This window comes from Baekduia alba (assembly GCF_028416635.1).
Classification (GTDB): Bacteria; Actinomycetota; Thermoleophilia; order Solirubrobacterales; family Solirubrobacteraceae; genus Baekduia; species Baekduia alba.
The window spans coordinates 4,635,013-4,649,661 of the sequence record NZ_CP114013.1 but is presented as its reverse complement, the minus strand read 5'-3'; the positions used below and the strand labels follow the sequence as shown (position 1 = coordinate 4,649,661).

18 protein-coding genes are annotated in these 14,649 nt (G+C 71.7%); 11 read left to right on the top strand and 7 right to left on the bottom strand.

The features are described 5' to 3' along the window. Positions 1-150 precede the first annotated feature (150 nt). From DSM104299_RS23210 to DSM104299_RS23200, 3 genes are read left to right on the top strand one after another with little or no spacing between them, the layout of a single operon-like run. Positions 151-1,236, top strand: a complete 1,086-nt coding sequence (locus tag DSM104299_RS23210; RefSeq protein WP_272474044.1) for a hypothetical protein — start codon at positions 151-153, stop codon at positions 1,234-1,236. A gap of 51 nt (positions 1,237-1,287) precedes the next feature. Then, entirely contained in the window at positions 1,288-2,421 is a 1,134-nt protein-coding gene (cax, locus tag DSM104299_RS23205; protein ID WP_272474043.1) for a calcium/proton exchanger, read from the top strand. A gap of 42 nt (positions 2,422-2,463) precedes the next feature. Next, positions 2,464-2,997, top strand: a complete 534-nt coding sequence (locus DSM104299_RS23200) for a hypothetical protein (RefSeq protein ID WP_272474042.1) — start codon at positions 2,464-2,466, stop codon at positions 2,995-2,997. A 5-nt stretch (positions 2,998-3,002) separates the two neighbouring features. On the opposite strand, the gene DSM104299_RS23195 is transcribed toward DSM104299_RS23200, so the two are convergent. Together DSM104299_RS23195 and DSM104299_RS23190 are read right to left on the bottom strand one after the other, a co-directional pair. Beyond that, on the bottom strand, positions 3,003-3,329 hold the full coding sequence (locus DSM104299_RS23195; RefSeq protein WP_272474041.1) for a hypothetical protein: 327 nt from the start codon (positions 3,327-3,329) through the stop codon (positions 3,003-3,005). A gap of 99 nt (positions 3,330-3,428) precedes the next feature. Continuing rightward, positions 3,429-3,866 carry a hypothetical protein gene (locus tag DSM104299_RS23190; protein ID WP_272474040.1) on the bottom strand — a complete coding sequence of 146 codons (438 nt, stop codon included), beginning with the start codon at positions 3,864-3,866 and terminating at the stop codon, positions 3,429-3,431. A 152-nt stretch (positions 3,867-4,018) separates the two neighbouring features. On the opposite strand from DSM104299_RS23190, the gene DSM104299_RS23185 reads away from it, so the two are divergent. The 3 genes from DSM104299_RS23185 to DSM104299_RS23175 all read left to right on the top strand — a co-directional run bounded on the left by DSM104299_RS23185 (position 4,019) and on the right by DSM104299_RS23175 (position 6,210). Continuing rightward, complete coding sequence (locus tag DSM104299_RS23185; protein ID WP_272474039.1) at positions 4,019-5,191, top strand: acyl-CoA dehydrogenase family protein; 1,173 nt, start codon at positions 4,019-4,021, stop codon at positions 5,189-5,191. A gap of 129 nt (positions 5,192-5,320) precedes the next feature. Next, the gene (locus DSM104299_RS23180) at positions 5,321-5,743 is read left to right on the top strand and encodes a PadR family transcriptional regulator (protein ID WP_272474038.1); all 423 of its coding nucleotides are present in this window, start codon (positions 5,321-5,323) and stop codon (positions 5,741-5,743) included. 11 nt (positions 5,744-5,754) lie between these two features. Further along, complete coding sequence (locus tag DSM104299_RS23175; protein WP_272474037.1) at positions 5,755-6,210, top strand: SRPBCC family protein; 456 nt, start codon at positions 5,755-5,757, stop codon at positions 6,208-6,210. Here the strand turns inward: DSM104299_RS23175 and DSM104299_RS23170 are convergent. After that, positions 6,207-6,362, bottom strand: a complete 156-nt coding sequence (locus DSM104299_RS23170) for a hypothetical protein (protein WP_272474036.1) — start codon at positions 6,360-6,362, stop codon at positions 6,207-6,209. The genes DSM104299_RS23175 and DSM104299_RS23170 overlap by 4 nt on opposite strands. A gap of 228 nt (positions 6,363-6,590) precedes the next feature. On the opposite strand from DSM104299_RS23170, the gene DSM104299_RS23165 reads away from it, so the two are divergent. Both DSM104299_RS23165 and DSM104299_RS23160 read left to right on the top strand, forming a co-directional pair. Continuing rightward, positions 6,591-8,600 (top strand): 3-hydroxyacyl-CoA dehydrogenase/enoyl-CoA hydratase family protein, encoded by a 2,010-nt coding sequence (locus DSM104299_RS23165; protein WP_272474035.1) that lies wholly within the window; start codon positions 6,591-6,593, stop codon positions 8,598-8,600. A gap of 78 nt (positions 8,601-8,678) precedes the next feature. Continuing rightward, positions 8,679-9,440, top strand: a complete 762-nt coding sequence (locus DSM104299_RS23160) for an SIR2 family NAD-dependent protein deacylase (RefSeq protein WP_272474034.1) — start codon at positions 8,679-8,681, stop codon at positions 9,438-9,440. Positions 9,441-9,466: 26 nt separating this feature from the next. Here the strand turns inward: DSM104299_RS23160 and DSM104299_RS23155 are convergent, their stop codons facing one another. Further along, positions 9,467-9,844, bottom strand: a complete 378-nt coding sequence (locus DSM104299_RS23155; RefSeq protein WP_272474033.1) for a cupin domain-containing protein — start codon at positions 9,842-9,844, stop codon at positions 9,467-9,469. Between the two features lie 57 nt (positions 9,845-9,901). On the opposite strand from DSM104299_RS23155, the gene DSM104299_RS23150 reads away from it, so the two are divergent. After that, positions 9,902-10,375, top strand: coding sequence for a MarR family winged helix-turn-helix transcriptional regulator (locus DSM104299_RS23150; protein ID WP_272474032.1), 474 nt, complete (start codon positions 9,902-9,904; stop codon positions 10,373-10,375). A gap of 3 nt (positions 10,376-10,378) precedes the next feature. On the opposite strand, the gene DSM104299_RS23145 is transcribed toward DSM104299_RS23150, so the two are convergent. Beyond that, positions 10,379-11,113 (bottom strand): TetR/AcrR family transcriptional regulator, encoded by a 735-nt coding sequence (locus tag DSM104299_RS23145; RefSeq protein WP_272474031.1) that lies wholly within the window; start codon positions 11,111-11,113, stop codon positions 10,379-10,381. A gap of 98 nt (positions 11,114-11,211) precedes the next feature. Here DSM104299_RS23145 and DSM104299_RS23140 point away from each other — a divergent pair, with 98 nt between their 5' ends. Both DSM104299_RS23140 and DSM104299_RS23135 read left to right on the top strand, forming a co-directional pair. Beyond that, positions 11,212-12,654 (top strand): MFS transporter, encoded by a 1,443-nt coding sequence (locus tag DSM104299_RS23140; protein ID WP_272474030.1) that lies wholly within the window; start codon positions 11,212-11,214, stop codon positions 12,652-12,654. Further along, a complete protein-coding gene (locus DSM104299_RS23135; RefSeq protein WP_272474029.1) occupies positions 12,654-13,037 on the top strand; it encodes a VOC family protein in 384 nt (127 codons plus the stop codon). The genes DSM104299_RS23140 and DSM104299_RS23135 overlap by 1 nt, the downstream gene beginning before the upstream one ends. Here the strand turns inward: DSM104299_RS23135 and fdhD are convergent. Then, a complete protein-coding gene (gene fdhD, locus DSM104299_RS23130) occupies positions 12,985-13,800 on the bottom strand; it encodes a formate dehydrogenase accessory sulfurtransferase FdhD (RefSeq protein WP_272474028.1) in 816 nt (271 codons plus the stop codon). The genes DSM104299_RS23135 and fdhD overlap by 53 nt on opposite strands. Before the next feature lie 13 nt (positions 13,801-13,813). Beyond that, a complete protein-coding gene (locus DSM104299_RS23125; protein ID WP_272474027.1) occupies positions 13,814-14,647 on the bottom strand; it encodes a hypothetical protein in 834 nt (277 codons plus the stop codon). Between the last annotated feature and the right edge of the window lie 2 nt (positions 14,648-14,649).

The window sequence follows — 14,649 nt, the reverse complement described above, 5'->3', positions numbered from 1 at the left end:
GGAGTTCAACCGGGGTCGTCACTGCGTGGGCAGATGCCGAGCATCGCCCGCGTCGCGGGAGTTCAACCGGGGTCGTCACTGCGTGCGCGATGCTAGCTTTGCCCCTCTCCGGCGCCGCAACGCTCCGCCCAGCCCGCGCCGGACCACGCCATGCCTCGCATCACCTCTCGTCTCGCCGTCCTCGCGCTCCTCGTCGCGCTCGCCCTGGCCGCCGTCGCCTGCGGCAGCGGCTCGAGCGACGACCAATCCTCCGGCGGCGATGCCGACGCCACCACGCTGCTGCGTGACACCTTCGGCGCCGACCACCCGATCCGCAGCGGCCGCGTCGACGCCGACCTCGACGTCGCGGGCATCTCCCAGCTCGGCAACCAGCCGCTGGACCTGCACCTCAACGGCCCGTTCCAGTCCAACGGCGGCAGCACGCTGCCGGACTTCGCGCTCGGCGTCGACTTCCAGGGCAGCGAGAAGCCGGTCACGGTCGGCGCGGTCTTCGCCCAGGGCGGCGGCTACCTGACGATCGAGGGCCAGGCCTTCGACCTCGGCGACGACCTCTACAAGGCGTTCAAGACGGGCTACGAGAAGGCCAAGGCCGACGCCAAGGGCAAGGGCTCCGACCAGCCGACGCTGTCGGCGCTGGGCATCTCGCCGCTGCGCTGGCTGACCGACCCCAAGAACCAGGGGACCGAGGACATCGCCGGCACGCAGACCGTGCACATCGCCTCGGGCGTCGACGTCCCCAAGCTGCTCGAGGACGTCAGCACGCTGCTGGGCAAGGCCAAGGGCGTGGCGTCGTCGGCCGGCTCGGCCGGCGCCGCCGTCCCGACGCAGTTGAGCGCCGCGCAGCGCGACAAGATCGCCAAGTCCATCAAGTCGGCCAAGGTCGACGTCTGGACCGGCGCCAAGGACCACACGCTGCGCAAGGTCGCGGTCAACGTGCAGCTGACCAGCGGGCACGTGATCTTCGACGTCACGCTCGCCCAGCTCAACCAGCAGCAGACGATCAAGAAGCCGGCCGGCGCGCGGCCGCTGAGCGAGCTGCGCAGCGTCCTGCAGCAGATCGGGCTGCTCGGCAGCGGGAGCGCGTCGTCGACGACTCCGGGCACGACGGCCACGCCGCCGAGCACGACCGCCACGACGCCGCAGGCCAACAGCACCCAGAGCGACTACGCCTCCTGCATCGACGCGGCGGGGGACGACCTCGCCAAGGTGCAGGAGTGCGCCAAGTACATCAAGTAGCTCGCGGTGCGGGCGGCCTTCGGGCCGCCTAAGGCTCTAGGCTCCGGCCGGATGCAGCTGCGCTCCTTCCTCTTCAGCGGCGAGGGCTGGCCGTACTTCCTGGTCCCGCTGATCCCGCTGGCGATCGTCCTCGACATCCTCGGGGCGTCGCCGATCGCGATCTTCTTCGTCTCGGCCGGCGGCGTGATCCCGACCGCGGCGCTGATGGGCCGCGCGACCGAGGAGCTCGCGCACCGCTCCGGGCCCGGCATCGGCGGGCTGCTGAACGTCACCTTCGGCAACGCGCCGGAGATCATCATCGCCCTGTTCGCGCTGAACAAGGGGCTGCACGAGGTCGTCAAGGCGTCGCTGATCGGCTCGATGCTCGGCAACATCCTGCTCGTCCTCGGCGCGTCGATGTTCGTCGGCGGCCTCGGCCGCGACCGCCAGCGCTTCGACCGCACCGCCGCCAGCTCGCAGTCGGCGATGCTCCTGCTCGCGGCCGTCGCGCTCGTCATGCCGGCGATCTTCGAGCTGGTCGCCGGCAACGGGCTGCCGCTGCCCGGCGACGAGATCCGCGACTACCCGTCCGACGTCGAGCACCTCTCGCTCGCGGTCGCGATCGTGCTGATGCTGACCTACGCGGCCGGCCTGGTCTTCTCGCTCAAGACCCACCGCGACCTCTTCAACCCCGACCACGGCGGCGACGAGCCCGGGACCAACGACGAGGGCGGCGAGCCGTGGACGATCCGCAAGTCCATCATCATGCTCGCGATCGCCGGCGTGGCGGTCGGCGTGATGTCCGAGATCCTGGTCGGCTCGATCTCCGAGGCGGCCGAGGGCATCGGCCTCAGCGAGTTCTTCATCGGCGCGATCGTCGTCGCGATCGTCGGCAACGCGGCCGAGCACTGGGTCGCGGTGCTCGTCGCGCGCAAGGACAAGATGGACCTCGCGGTCAACATCGCGATCGGCTCCAGCGCGCAGATCGCGCTCTTCGCGGCGCCGGTCCTGGTCCTCTGCTCGTTCTTCATCGGGCCGCACCCGATGGCGCTGGTCTTCAACGGCTTCGAGGTCGGCGCCCTGGTGCTGGCGGTGATGATCGCCAACCACGTCACCAACGAGGGCGAGTCGACGTGGTTCGAGGGCCTGCAGCTGCTGGCGGTCTACGTCGTCCTCGGGCTGACGTTCCTGTTCGCCGGCACCTAGCGTGGCTCAAGCCGCCGCGGGCGGTGACCGACCACAGGGACAATGGACAGCGTCAGCGCCGCAACCGCCGCCTCGACGACGAGCTCGTCGACGTCCTCGTCGTCGAAGGCCACGAGCAAGACCGATGACGGCAAGAGCTTCGCCACGCTGTTCGCCGCGGCCAAGCAGGACCTGAAGAAGGGCGAGACGCTCTCGAAGGTCGACGGCCACGAGTTCGGCCGGATCAAGGGCGGCACGCGCGACGACATGTGCGTCAACCTGTCGGGCAACGCGCGCTCCGGCCAGGCCTTCGACCTGATCTGGCGCGACGGCCGGCAGTTCCACGTCTACGGCGGCAAGGGCGCCGACCACAAGGTGGTCGAGGTCGGGCACAAGGCCGCGGACACGACGTCGTCGTCGACCGACTCCTCGGCGGCGACGGGCACGAGGGGCACCGGCACGACCGGCGCGGACACGACCAGCGCCTCGGGCGGGACGTCGGCCACGACGACCGACGCCACCTCCGGCACCGGCACGACCGGTACCGACGCCACGCCGACGACCGACACGTCAGCGTCGGCGAAGACCTCCTCCTAAGCGGCTTAGAGGTCGTCCTCGTCGGGGTCCTGGACCTCGAAGCCGTCCAGGTCGTCCGGGTCGTCGACCTCGTCCGGCTCGGCCAGGTCGCCCGTGGCCACCGCGGAGTGCCGCGCCTGGAAGCGCTCGATCAGGTCGTCGCGCTGGTGCTCGTCGACCGGCGCCTCGTCGGAGATCAGGACCCAGTCGGCGCCCTCGGCCTCCTCGAGATCGAAGATCTCGTTGTCGAGGTCGGGCGAGTCGTCGACGACCACCAGGACCTCGGTCTGGGGGTTGAAGTACGTCCCGGGACGGTTCACGAGATCGTCGAGCTCGAAGCGCCGCATGGCCATGGCAACAGGTTCTATAGGAAGTGGCGGATCAGCGGCAAGCCGGGTGCCCGATGAGGTCAGCTCGCGGAGCTGGAGCGCCGGAATTGCCTCCGGCCGCGATCAGGGTTCCCCTTGCAGCTCGCGAAGCGATTTCGCGACTTCCTCCTCGACGTCCAGCGGCGGCTTGCCGGCCCGCGCGCGCCGCGCGTTGCGGGCGACGACGAGGTCGCGGACCTCGGCGACGAGCCCCGGATCGTGGGCGACGGCCCGTGCCTCCAGCAGCCTGGCCAGCTCGGCCTCGACGTCGATCGGCTCCTGGCCGCGCCCGGCCCGGCGGACGTTGCGGGCCTCGAGCATCTGGCGGATCTCGTCCTCGCGCTCGGCGGCCAGGACCGCGGCGGTCGGCGCGGGGCGGCGCAGATGGGCGTCCTCGTTCAGCGACAGGCCGCCGCGGCCGATCTGGCCGTAGGGGTTGCGCGCGGCCAGGCCGGCCCAGATCGCGGCCACCACGGCCCCGATCAGGACCACCACCAGCACGATGACGAAGGCGTCCTGCATGCGCCCCGATTGTGACGTGCGTCCGCAACCGCTTGACGCAGCGGGGTCCTCCGCTACGCTTCCCGGATAGTCATTGACTGACCAGTCAATCGCCCCGACGGCGCGCCCGGTCCCCATCGTGCGCGCTCACCTGTCTTCAAGGAGAACTTCAAGTGGTCGACTTCACGCTGACCGACGAGCAGAAGGCCCTTCGCGAGCTGGCCCACGACTTCGCCGTGGGCGAGATCCGTCCGGTCGCTTGGGAGCACGACAAGGACGGCAGCTGGCCGGCCGAGGTGTTCGCCAAGGCCCACGAGGTCGGGCTCATGAACACGCACGTCCCGGAGGAGTACGGCGGGCCGGGCCTGTCCTACCTCGACGGTTGTCTCATCGAGGAGGAGCTGTCGTGGGGCTGCTCCGGCATCACCACGTCCCTCGGCGCCAACGGCCTGGCCGCCGCGCCGGTCATCCTCGCCGGCTCCGAGGAGATCAAGAAGAAGTACCTGGGCATGCTCACCGAGGAGCTCAAGTACGCCTCCTTCTGCCTGACCGAGCCGGGCGCCGGCTCCGACGTGTCGTCGATGCGCACGCGCGCCGTGAAGAAGGGCGACAAGTACGTCATCAACGGCCAGAAGTGCTTCATCACCAACGGCACCTACGCCGACTGGTACACGGTCTACGCCAAGACGGACCCGGACGCCGGGCACCGCGGCATCTCGGCCTTCGTCGTGCCCCGTGACGAGACGGTGGTCATCGACAAGAAGGAAGACAAGATGGGCCAGCGGGCGTCGAACACGGCGACCGTGACGTTCAACGACACCGAGATCCCCGCCGACCACATCCTCGGCGAGGAGAACAAGGGCTTCAAGGTCGCGATGATGACCCTGGACCGCACGCGTCCGGGCGTCGCCGCGATGGCGACGGGCATCGCCCGCGCCGCCATGGAGTTCGCGGTCGAGTACTCCAAGGAGCGCGTGCAGTTCGGCGTGCCGATCGCGATGCACCAGGCGATCCAGTTCATGATCGCCGACATGGCGACCAAGGTCCACATGTCGCGCCTGGCGACGTGGAACTCGGCCGTCCTGCTCGACAACGGCCTGCGCAACACGCTCGAGAGCTCGCACGCCAAGCGCTTCGCCGCCGACTCCGCGATGGAAGTCGCCACCGACGCCGTGCAGGTCTACGGCGGCTACGGCTTCATCAAGGAGTACCCGGTCGAGAAGCTGATGCGCGACGCCAAGATCATGCAGCTGTACGAAGGCACGTCGCAGATCCAGCGCCTCGTCATCGCGCGCGAGACGCTGCTGCCGCGCCGCATCGAGGAGCCCACGGCCGCCACGGCCTAGGACTCCGAGCTCTCGCGGCGTCCCCGCCGCCTGTGTCGTAGGTCGACGGAGGGCTGTCCATGCGGGCAGCCCTTCGTCGTTGCGGCCGTCGCGGGCCTGCGCCGCCTCCGACCGTGGCAAGCTGGGGGCATGTCCAGCCGTCGCACCGAGGAGGCCGTGGCCCAGGCGGTCCCGCTGCGCTCGGGCGGGGGCGCCGGCTCCGCCGACCCGCTCGCCGGGGAGCTGCGCCGCGCCGGCCTCCTCCCGTTGCTGGTCCTGCACTTCCTCGCCGACGGCCCGTCCTACGGCGGCGCGCTGATGGAGCGCATCGAGACGCTGTCGCGCGGCCTGATCGGCGTCAACCCGAACACGATGTACCCGCTGCTGCGGCGGCTGGAGGCCGACGGCCTCGTCGCCGGCGAGTGGGAGCACCCGGAGCGCCGCTCGCGGCGCTTCTACGGCCTGACGGACGCCGGCGAGGCCGAGCGCACGCGGCTGGGGGAGAGCGTCGGGCCGCGGCTGGACGCCGTCGCCGACGCGCTCGCCGACATCAAGACCACGCTCGGCGTGTAGAACATCGCGCCATGGGACGCATCCGCGCGGAGGTCGAGGTGAGCGCGCTGGCCAGCGCGGCCGAGGAGCTGTGGTACGACACCAGCCGCTGGCCGACGTTCGTCGACGGGCTCGCGCACATCGCGAAGGTCGAGGGCGACTGGCCGCGCGCCGGCCGCGTCCTGTGGGACGCGAAGGTCGACGGCCGCGGCCGCGTCGACGAGCGCGTGGTCACCCACGAGGCCCGCGTCGGCCAGACCGTGTCCGTCGAGGACGACAAGATCACCGGCACCCAGCGCATCGAGTTCCAGCCCTCCGACGACGGCTGCAAGGTCATCCTGACCCTCGACTACCGCCTCAAGCTGGACCCACCGCAGCGCCAGGTCATCGACTTCTTCGCCCGCCGCCCCCTCCGCGACTCGCTCAAGCGGACGCTCAAGCGCTTCCGCCACGAGCTGGAGGTGGCGCCGGAGTCGATCGTCGGCTAGACGCGCATCCGCGGGCGGTCGCAGCCGTGCGCGAAGCAGGCGGCGACGTTGCCCTGGGCACCGCGGTGGAAGTGCGGGTGGTCGGTGTCGGTGGTGCCGGTGGGGCGCGTGCTCAGGGCACGGCCGACCGCGGTGAAGAAGCGGCGGGTCATGGAGGTCCTTTGGGGGTTGGGGGAGAGGGGCCGTCGGGTGGCTTTCGCCGTACGTCCCGACACCGACATCGTGACACGCTTGTGACAGCATCCGCGGACGCTGTGACCCCACTCACAGCACCCCGCGCTCACACGGTTGAACGGCGCCGCCCCGATAGCCCGATCTGGCTAGTCTTCCGCGTTCCGCAGCACCCGCAACGCCGCCAACCAGAAGGGTTCCCGAGACCAATGTTCGTGTTCAAGGCCGCCGTCGTCGGCGCCGGGACGATGGGTGGGCAGATCGCGCAGACGATCGCCGCCGCCGGCATCCCCGTCGTCCTCAAGGACGTCAAGCAGGAGTTCGTCGACGCCGGCCTCACCGAGGCCCGCAACGTCACCGCCGGCCAGGTCGGCCGCCTCGTCAAGAAGGGCAAGCTGACCGAGGAGCAGGCCGCGGCCGAGGTCGATCGCATCGTCGGGCTGATCGACGGGACGACCGAGTACACCAACTTCGGCGACGTCGACTTCGTGATCGAGGCCGTCCCCGAGCGGATGGAGATCAAGCAGGCCGTCTTCGCCGAGCTCGACGCGGTCACGCCCGGTCACGCGATCCTCGCCTCGAACACCTCGTCGCTGTCGATCACCGAGATCGGCGACGCGACGCTGCGCCCCGACAAGGTCGTCGGGTTCCACTACTTCTTCCCGGCGTCGGTCATGCCGCTGATCGAGATCATCGAGGGCGAAGAGACCGCGTCGGAGACGCTGAACGCCGCGACCACGTTCGCGCAGGCCATCAAGAAGCAGCCGATCACCTGTGCCGAGGTCCCCGGCTTCGTCGTCAACCGCATCCTCAACTCGGGCATCTCCGAGATCTGGCGCGACCAGGAGGAGCAGGGGCTGTCGATCAAGAAGATCGACGAGGGCGTCGGCGCCGCGAACGTCGTCCCGATGGGGCCGTACTTCCTGATCAGCCTGCTCGGCCTCGACACCGTGCTGCACGTCGCCGAGCACCTGGCCGACGCCTACGGCGACCGCTTCTACGCGCCCGAGGGCATGCAGCGGCTGGTGGCCGAGGGCAAGTTGGGGGCCAAGACCGGCGGCGACGGCTTCTACGACACCGAGGGCAACGCCAACATCGAGGGCGACGCCGAGCCCAACATCGATGACTTGGTCGAGAAGTTGGTGCTCAAGACGTTCGTCGAGGCCGCGCTGGTCCTCGAGGAGGGCGTCGCCACCCACCGCGACATCGACTTCGGGATGATGGCCGGCGCCGGCCTCGACCCGCGCCGCGGCCTGCTGCCGCCGTTCATGAAGGCCGACATCGAGGGCCTCGACACGATCCTGGAGCGCCTGGAGGCCGCCGAGGAGACGTGGGGCGAGCGCTTCACGCCGCCGACGATCCTGCGCCGGCTCGTCGCCCAGGGCCGCCTCGGCCAGAAGACCGGTCAGGGCTTCTACGCCTACCCGCAGGTCGACGCCGAGCAGCCCGCCGGCGAGGAGGCCGTCGTCAAGCTCGAGTCGCGCGGCGAGACCGCGATCGCCTGGCTGGCCAACGGCCAGATGAACTCGATCGCGCCGCGGGTCATCGAGGACCTCGGCAAGGTGTGGGCGAAGGTCCAGGCCGACGGCGTCCGCGCGCTCGTCATCGCCTCGTCCAACCCGTTCCTGTTCAGCGCCGGCGCCGACATCAAGGCCTTCACGACGCTCGACGAGGCTGGCGGCGCCAAGCTCATCCACGAGGCCCACGCGCTCTTCCGCGAGCTGGAGACCAAGGGCGTCGCGACGATCGCCGCGGTCAACGGCCTCGCCTTCGGCGGCGGCTGCGAGCTGGCGATGGCGTGCGACGTGCGCATCGCGGCGCGGTCGGCGATCTTCGGCCAGCCGGAGATCAAGCTGGGGATCATCCCCGGCTTCGGCGGCACGCAGCGCCTCGCGCGCCTGGTGGGCGAGAACAAGGCGTTGGAGATGAACGCGATCGGCGACCCGATCGGCGCGGAGGAGGCCTACGAGTTCGGGCTGGTCAACCGCTCGGTCGTCGACCACGAGCTGCTCGACACGGCCCTGGCCTGGGCGCGCAAGTTCGGCGAGTCCGCGCCGCTGGCGCTGGCCGAGGTCAAGTCGGTCTCCGCCGCCGGCGACCTCGACGAGGGCATCGAGAAGGAGAAGGCCGCGTTCGCGCGCGTCTTCCAGAGCGAGGACGGCAAGGAGGGCATCAGCGCCTTCCTGGGCAAGCGCAAGCCGAACTGGCAGGGCAAGTAGGCGAAGGCTCGCCCTGCGGGCTCGTTTCGCAGCGGGTGCTCGCCCGGCGGCTCGCACGCCGCGGCTAGGGTGAAGTCGATGTCATCGGTCGTCGACTTCGAGCGCGTCGAGCGGCTCGCCTCCCTGATGCGGGAGGCGCAGTCGGTCGTCGCGCTCACGGGCGCGGGGATCTCGGTGCCGTCCGGGATCCCCGACTTCCGCTCGCCCGGGACCGGGCTGTGGGAGAACGTCAACCCGATCGAGGTCGCGCACATCGACGCGTGGCGCGCCGACCCGGAGCGCTTCTGGCATTTCTACGGCAACCGCTTCCAGACGCTGGAGGGCAAGGAGCCCAACGGCGCGCACCGCGCGCTCGTCGCCCTGGAGGCGCGCGGCAAGCTGGACGCGATCATCACCCAGAACATCGACCGCCTGCACCGGCGCGCCGGGTCGCGGCGGCTGATCGAGGTCCACGGCTCGATCGACACGTCGTCGTGCCTGGCGTGCGGCGCGACGTATCCGATCGGCGAGGTGCGCCGGCGGCTGGAGGACTCCGACATCTCGGTGCCCACGTGCGACTGCGGCGAGCCGCTGAAGCCCGACGTCGTCCTGTTCGGCGAGTGGCTGCCCCAGGGCGCGCTCGAGGAGGCCTACGCGCTGGCCGCCGGCGCCGACGTCCTGCTCTGCATCGGGTCCTCGCTGGAGGTCCATCCGATCGCGCAGCTGCCGAGCGTGACGCGCCAGACCGGCGGCGCGGTCGCGGTGATCACCCAGGGCGCGACGCCGTGGGACGCGCGGGCGGCGGTCAAGCTCGACGGCGACGTCGTCGCCGAGCTCGAAGCGCTCGTGGCGTTGTTGTAGCCGTCGGCCCGGTCGGCGGCTGCGGTCTACACGGCCCAGGGCGGCGGGAAGGGCGCGCCGTCGCCGACGAGCGCCATGCCGCCGGCGGCCATGCAGGCGACGGCCTCGAACGGCGCCGCGCCGCGGTTGGCGAGCGAGAAGTCGACGCCGGGCGGGACCGAGAGCGAGTCGCCGGCGCGGACGGTCATCTCGGCGCCGTCGACGGTCGCCGTCAGCTCGCCGGCCAGCAGGACGAAGACCTCGTCGCTGGTGAGCCGGTGGGTGGGCGACTGGGCGCCGGGCTGCGCGGTGATCCGCCAGGTGCTGACGGTCGCGCAGCCGCGGCTGGGCGCCGCGAGGCCGACCATGCTGAACCCGTCCTGTCCGAACCGCGGGGCAGTGTCCGCGGTGATGAGCGTCGCCATCGTGTCCTCCGTGAGAGATCGTCAGTTGAAACTGACGGTCAGTGTAGACTGACGGCTATGGAGCCGCAAGAGCCCGATCTCGTGCTCCTGGTCGCGGGGGCCTACACGGCGATCACCGAGCGCCTGGACCGCGAGCACGCCGCGCGCGCCCTCGAGGGCATGCGGCCGAGCTACGGCTTCGTCATCCGCGCCGTGCACGCCGAGCGGCCGACCGTCAACCGGCTGGCCGAGCTGCTGGGCGTCACCAAGCAGTCGGCCAGCAAGCTCGCCGACGACATGATCCGCGCCGGCTTCCTGGAGCGCGCGCCGGACCCCGACGACCGCCGGCGCGTCCGGCTGACGCTCAGCGACCGCGGCAACGCGGTCCGCCTCAGCGCGCTGCGGACGTCGGCCAAGCTCGAGACCGAGCTGGCGGAGGCGCTCGGCGTCCGCGCCGTCCCCGCGCTGCGCCGCGCGCTGCTGGCGCTCATCGACGGGGAGGGCGGCACGGAGGCCGTCGCCGCCCGGCGACCGCGGCCGCCGCGGGGCTAGGGTCTAGCGCCGCAGCGTCTCGCCCCAGGCCTGCGCGCTGAGGCGGCCCTCGGTCGGCGTCGAGAGCAGGCCGTTGATGATGATGTCGAGCCCGAGCGCGAAGCGCTCGTGGCCGTCGCCGCGGGTCATGAGCGCGCCGACGGAGGCCATCGTGGGGTAGGCGTCGGCCGGGACGGCGCTGAAGCGCTGCATCACGCGCGCGATCTCGGACTGCTCGAAGTCGGGGTCGTCGAACAGCGTGGAGTGCAGGCTCTGCTCATAGGCGATCGCGGTCGCGTACATGGACAACAGGTCGGCGGCGTAGGCGATCGCCTGGTCCGAGGCGCCGCCGGCGCGCAGGAGCGACATCATGGACTCGGTCACGCGCAGCGCGTTGTCGCCCGTCGGGATCGTCGCCATGCCGAGGATCGCGATGCCCGGGTACTCCTCGGACATCATCTGCGTCATCCGCGTCACGAGCCCGTGCAGCTGCTCGCGCCAGCGCTTGGGGTCGGTCTGCTCGACGGCGATCGTGCCGATCGCCGCGTCGAAGAGCAGCGTGTGCAGCTCGTCGCGGTTGGCGACGTAGACGTACAACGACGCCGGACCGGTGTCGAGCGCCTGCGCGACGCGGCGCATGCTCAGCGCGTCGATGCCCTCCTTGCGCAGGATCGCCAGGCCGGCGTCGACGATCGCCTCGCGGCTCAGCGCGGCCTTGGCGGGCCGGGCGCGGCGAGAGCGGGGGCTCGGGGCGGACACGGAACGAATATAGCTTGACACGAACAGGGTTCGTTACGTACGGTGTTCGTAACGAACGCTGTTCGTTCCTTGCCCCTCTCCTTACCGAACGGATCCCCATGTCCTCCTCCGCTCCCGCGGCGGTCGCGCCCCCGGCGACCGCCGCCCCCGAACCCTTCCGCCTGCGCTGGGTCGTGCTCGCCATCGTCCTGGTCGCCGAGATCATGGACCTGCTCGACAGCACCGTGATCACGATCGCGGCGCCGACCGTGCGCGGCGAGCTGGGCGGGTCCACCACCACGATGCAGTGGTGGGCCGCCGGCTACACGCTGGCCTTCGGCGTGTTCATGATCATCGGCGGCCGCCTCGGCGACGTCTTCGGCCGCAAGCGCGTCTTCGTCATCGGCATCACGGGCTTCACCGCCGCGTCGGCCGCATGCGCGCTGGCGCCCTCGCCGGACTTCCTCATCGCGATGCGCGTCCTGCAGGGCGGCTTCGGCGCGCTGCTCATCCCGCAGGGGCTGGGCATGATCAAGACCGTCTTCCCGCCGTCGGAGATGGGCGGCGCCTTCGCGGCCTTCGGCCCGGTGATGGGCCTGGCCGCGGTCGGCGGCCCGCTCCTCGCCGGCTGGCTCGTCTCGGCCGACCTGCTCGGCACCGGCTGGCGCATGATCTTCCTCATCAACCTGCCGCTGGGCCTCGTCGGCCTGATCGGCGCGCTGCGCGTCTTCCCCGAGTCCAAGTCGCCGGAGAAGCTGAAGCTCGACCCGCTCGGCGTCGTGCTGATCGCGGCCGCGTCGTTCTGCCTGATCTACCCGCTGGTGCAGGGCCGCGAGCTCGACTGGCCGGCCTGGATCTTCGTCATGCTCGCCGGCGGCGCCACGCTGCTGGGCCTGTTCGCGTTCGTCGAGCGCCGCGGCCACGGGACGCCGCTGATCGAGCCGAGCCTGCTGCGCAACCGCGCCTTCACGTCCGGCCTGCTCGTCGGCCTCGCCTTCTTCAGTGGCTTCGCCGGGCTGTTGTTGGTGTTGTCGGTCTTCCTCCAGGCCGGCTTGCACTTCACGCCGTCGCACGCCGGCCTGACGTTCATGCCGACGACGCTGGCGTCCGCGGTCGCGGCCGGTGCGTCGTTCCCGCTGATGGCGAAGTTCGGTCGCGGCGTGCTGCAGGCCGGCGTGGTGATCATCACGGGGTCCTTGATCGCGCTCGCGCTGATCGTGGGCGCGCACGGCCTGGACACGACGACCTGGACGATGGTCCCCGCGCTGGTCCCGTTCGGCATCGGGCTGGGCTTCGTCTTCGGCCCGCTGTTCAACGTGATCCTGGCCGGCGTGGACGACCGCGAGGTCGGCTCGGCCTCCGGCACGCTCAACGCGGTCCAGCAGCTCGGCAACTCGATCGGCGTCGCGGTGCTGGCGACGATCTTCTTCTCGCTGCTCGACCACGGCCACCCGTCGCCGGCGGCGATGGAGACCACCACCCTGATCGCGGCGGGGCTGTTCGCCGTCTCCTTCGCCCTGTCCTTCCTGCTGCCGCGCGAGGCGCGGATGGAGGACCACTGATGCGCCTCAACCACCTGGACCTGCACGTCCGCGACCTCGACGAGGCCGTGACGCTGTTCACCGGGTCGCTCGGCTTCGCGCTCGTCGACCGCAAGGCCGACGCGATCGCGATCCTCGACGACGGCGAGGGCTTCACCCTCGCCGTCTCGGACCACACCAGGTTCCGCGGGGCCGGCGCCGCGCCGCCGGCCTACCCGGACGGCTTCCACCTCGGGTTCCTGGTGGCGGAGGCCGCCGAGGTCGACGCGCTGCACGCGCGGCTGAGCGCGGTCGACGGCGTGGACGCCGGCCGCCCGCCGCGGGCCATGCGCCAGACCTACGGCTTCTACTTCACCGCGCTGGGCGACCTGCTGTTCGAGATCGCGTGTCCGCGGGCGGCGTGACGCGGCCGGCGTCCGTGTAGACGTTGACGCGGTCGCCGCGGGCGAAGCCCGCCAGCGTCATCCCGCGGTCGGCGGCGAGCGAGACGGCCAGCGAGGAGGGCGCCCCGACGCCGACCAGGACGGGGCAGCCGGCGACCGCGGCCTTCTGGACCAGCTCGAAGGACAGCCGGCCCGAGACGCAGAGGACGCGGTCGCCGAGCGGCAGCGCGCCGTCCAGCAGCGCGCGGCCGACGACCTTGTCCATGGCGTTGTGCCGGCCGACGTCCTCGCGGACGCAGAGCAGCGTGCCGGCGGCGTCGAAGAGGCCGGTCGCGTGCAGGCCGCCGGTGACGTCGAAGCCCGGCTGGCGCAGGCGGTCCGGGAGGGCGGCGAGCAGCGCGCGGGCGATCACCGGCGCGCCGGGCGGCAGCGGATCGGCGTGGACCGCCACCTCCTCCAGCGCGCCCTTGCCGCACACGCCGCACGACGACGTGGTGTAGAAGCGCCGCTCGCGCGCGCCGTCGGTCAGCGGCGCGTCGACGTCCACGACGTTGTTGGCGAAGTCGGGCGTCGGGCCGACCGCCGCGACCGCTCCCGCGAGCAGGCCCTCGCCGTGCAGGAAGCCGACGGCCAGCTCCTCGTCGTGGCCCGGCGTGCGCATCGTGACCGCCAGCGCCCGCCCGCGCACGCGGATCTCCAACGGCTCCTCCACGGCGACGCGATCCTCCACGTCGCCATCGCGCACCACGGGCTCGTGCATCCGGATCGCCTCGCCGCCGGCCATAGGCCGCGCAGTATTACTCCAGGCCGCCGGCCACGCGCGCGGCCAGCGCCGCCTCGAGCCGGCCGACGGCGCGCTCGACGTCGGTGATCTGCGCCGGCTCCAGGCCGCCCTCGAGCGCGCGGTTCGCGGCGCCGGCCACGGCGCCGCGCTCGTCGCGCAGCTCGTCCAGGCGCCGTGCCATCTCGGCGTGATGCGACCACGCCTGGAGCTCGCTGAGCGCCGCCTCCAGCGCGACGCGCAGTTGCAGCGCCGCCTCGCGGGTGCGGCCGCGGTCGAGGTCGAGCCGCGCGCGCAGCGTCAGCTCCTCGGCGGCCAGCGCGACGTCGCGGCCGGCCAGCAGCGCCGCGAAGCGCTCCTGCGGGCGCAGCGCATGGACGCGGCGCTGCACCGCCAGGGCCGGCGGGTCCACGAGCAGCGCGTCCTCCCAATGGCCGTGAGCGACGTCGTCGCCGCGCCCGATCCCGACGCGGATCGCCAGCGCCTGCTCGGCCGCGACCTCGCGGACGAACGGGTCGGCGCGCACGACGCGCTGGGCGTGCAGGACGCCGTTGAGCACGTCGACGGCCCGCGCGACCTCGGCCTGGAGGTCGGTGCTCGCCAGCCACGCCGCGGCCGTGTCCGGGTCGCCGATCGGCGCGGCGCCGACCAGCGTCGCCACCGTCACCGGCACCGAGGAGATCGCGGGGGAGGGCTCGGCCCGGCCGGCGCTGCGCCCGAAGCGGCTGCGGCGCCGGCGGCGCGGCGGCGCCCCGATGGTCTCCAGCACGAGCACGAACTCCGGCTCGCCCGCGTGGCCGCGCAGGACGTAGCGGCCGTCGGCCGGTCCCAGCACCCAGGGCAGCTCCAATT

Bases quoted from the DNA above. Each gene is read 5' to 3' on its own strand.
- DSM104299_RS23170 (WP_272474036.1), bottom strand. From the start codon at position 6,362: ATGACCCGCCGCTTCTTCACCGCGGTCGGCCGTGCCCTGAGCACGCGC.
- DSM104299_RS23155 (WP_272474033.1), bottom strand. From the start codon at position 9,844: ATGGCGACGCTCATCACCGCGGACACTGCCCCGCGGTTCGGACAGGAC.
- DSM104299_RS23180 (WP_272474038.1), top strand. From the start codon at position 5,321: ATGTCCAGCCGTCGCACCGAGGAGGCCGTGGCCCAGGCGGTCCCGCTG.
- DSM104299_RS23165 (WP_272474035.1), top strand. From the start codon at position 6,591: ATGTTCGTGTTCAAGGCCGCCGTCGTCGGCGCCGGGACGATGGGTGGG.
- DSM104299_RS23140 (WP_272474030.1), top strand. From the start codon at position 11,212: ATGTCCTCCTCCGCTCCCGCGGCGGTCGCGCCCCCGGCGACCGCCGCC.
- DSM104299_RS23195 (WP_272474041.1), bottom strand. From the start codon at position 3,329: ATGGCCATGCGGCGCTTCGAGCTCGACGATCTCGTGAACCGTCCCGGG.
- DSM104299_RS23150 (WP_272474032.1), top strand. From the start codon at position 9,902: ATGGAGCCGCAAGAGCCCGATCTCGTGCTCCTGGTCGCGGGGGCCTAC.
- DSM104299_RS23190 (WP_272474040.1), bottom strand. From the start codon at position 3,866: ATGCAGGACGCCTTCGTCATCGTGCTGGTGGTGGTCCTGATCGGGGCC.
- DSM104299_RS23210 (WP_272474044.1), top strand. From the start codon at position 151: ATGCCTCGCATCACCTCTCGTCTCGCCGTCCTCGCGCTCCTCGTCGCG.
- cax (WP_272474043.1), top strand. From the start codon at position 1,288: ATGCAGCTGCGCTCCTTCCTCTTCAGCGGCGAGGGCTGGCCGTACTTC.
- DSM104299_RS23175 (WP_272474037.1), top strand. From the start codon at position 5,755: ATGGGACGCATCCGCGCGGAGGTCGAGGTGAGCGCGCTGGCCAGCGCG.
- fdhD (WP_272474028.1), bottom strand. From the start codon at position 13,800: ATGGCCGGCGGCGAGGCGATCCGGATGCACGAGCCCGTGGTGCGCGAT.
- DSM104299_RS23135 (WP_272474029.1), top strand. From the start codon at position 12,654: ATGCGCCTCAACCACCTGGACCTGCACGTCCGCGACCTCGACGAGGCC.
- DSM104299_RS23160 (WP_272474034.1), top strand. From the start codon at position 8,679: ATGTCATCGGTCGTCGACTTCGAGCGCGTCGAGCGGCTCGCCTCCCTG.
- DSM104299_RS23200 (WP_272474042.1), top strand. From the start codon at position 2,464: ATGGACAGCGTCAGCGCCGCAACCGCCGCCTCGACGACGAGCTCGTCG.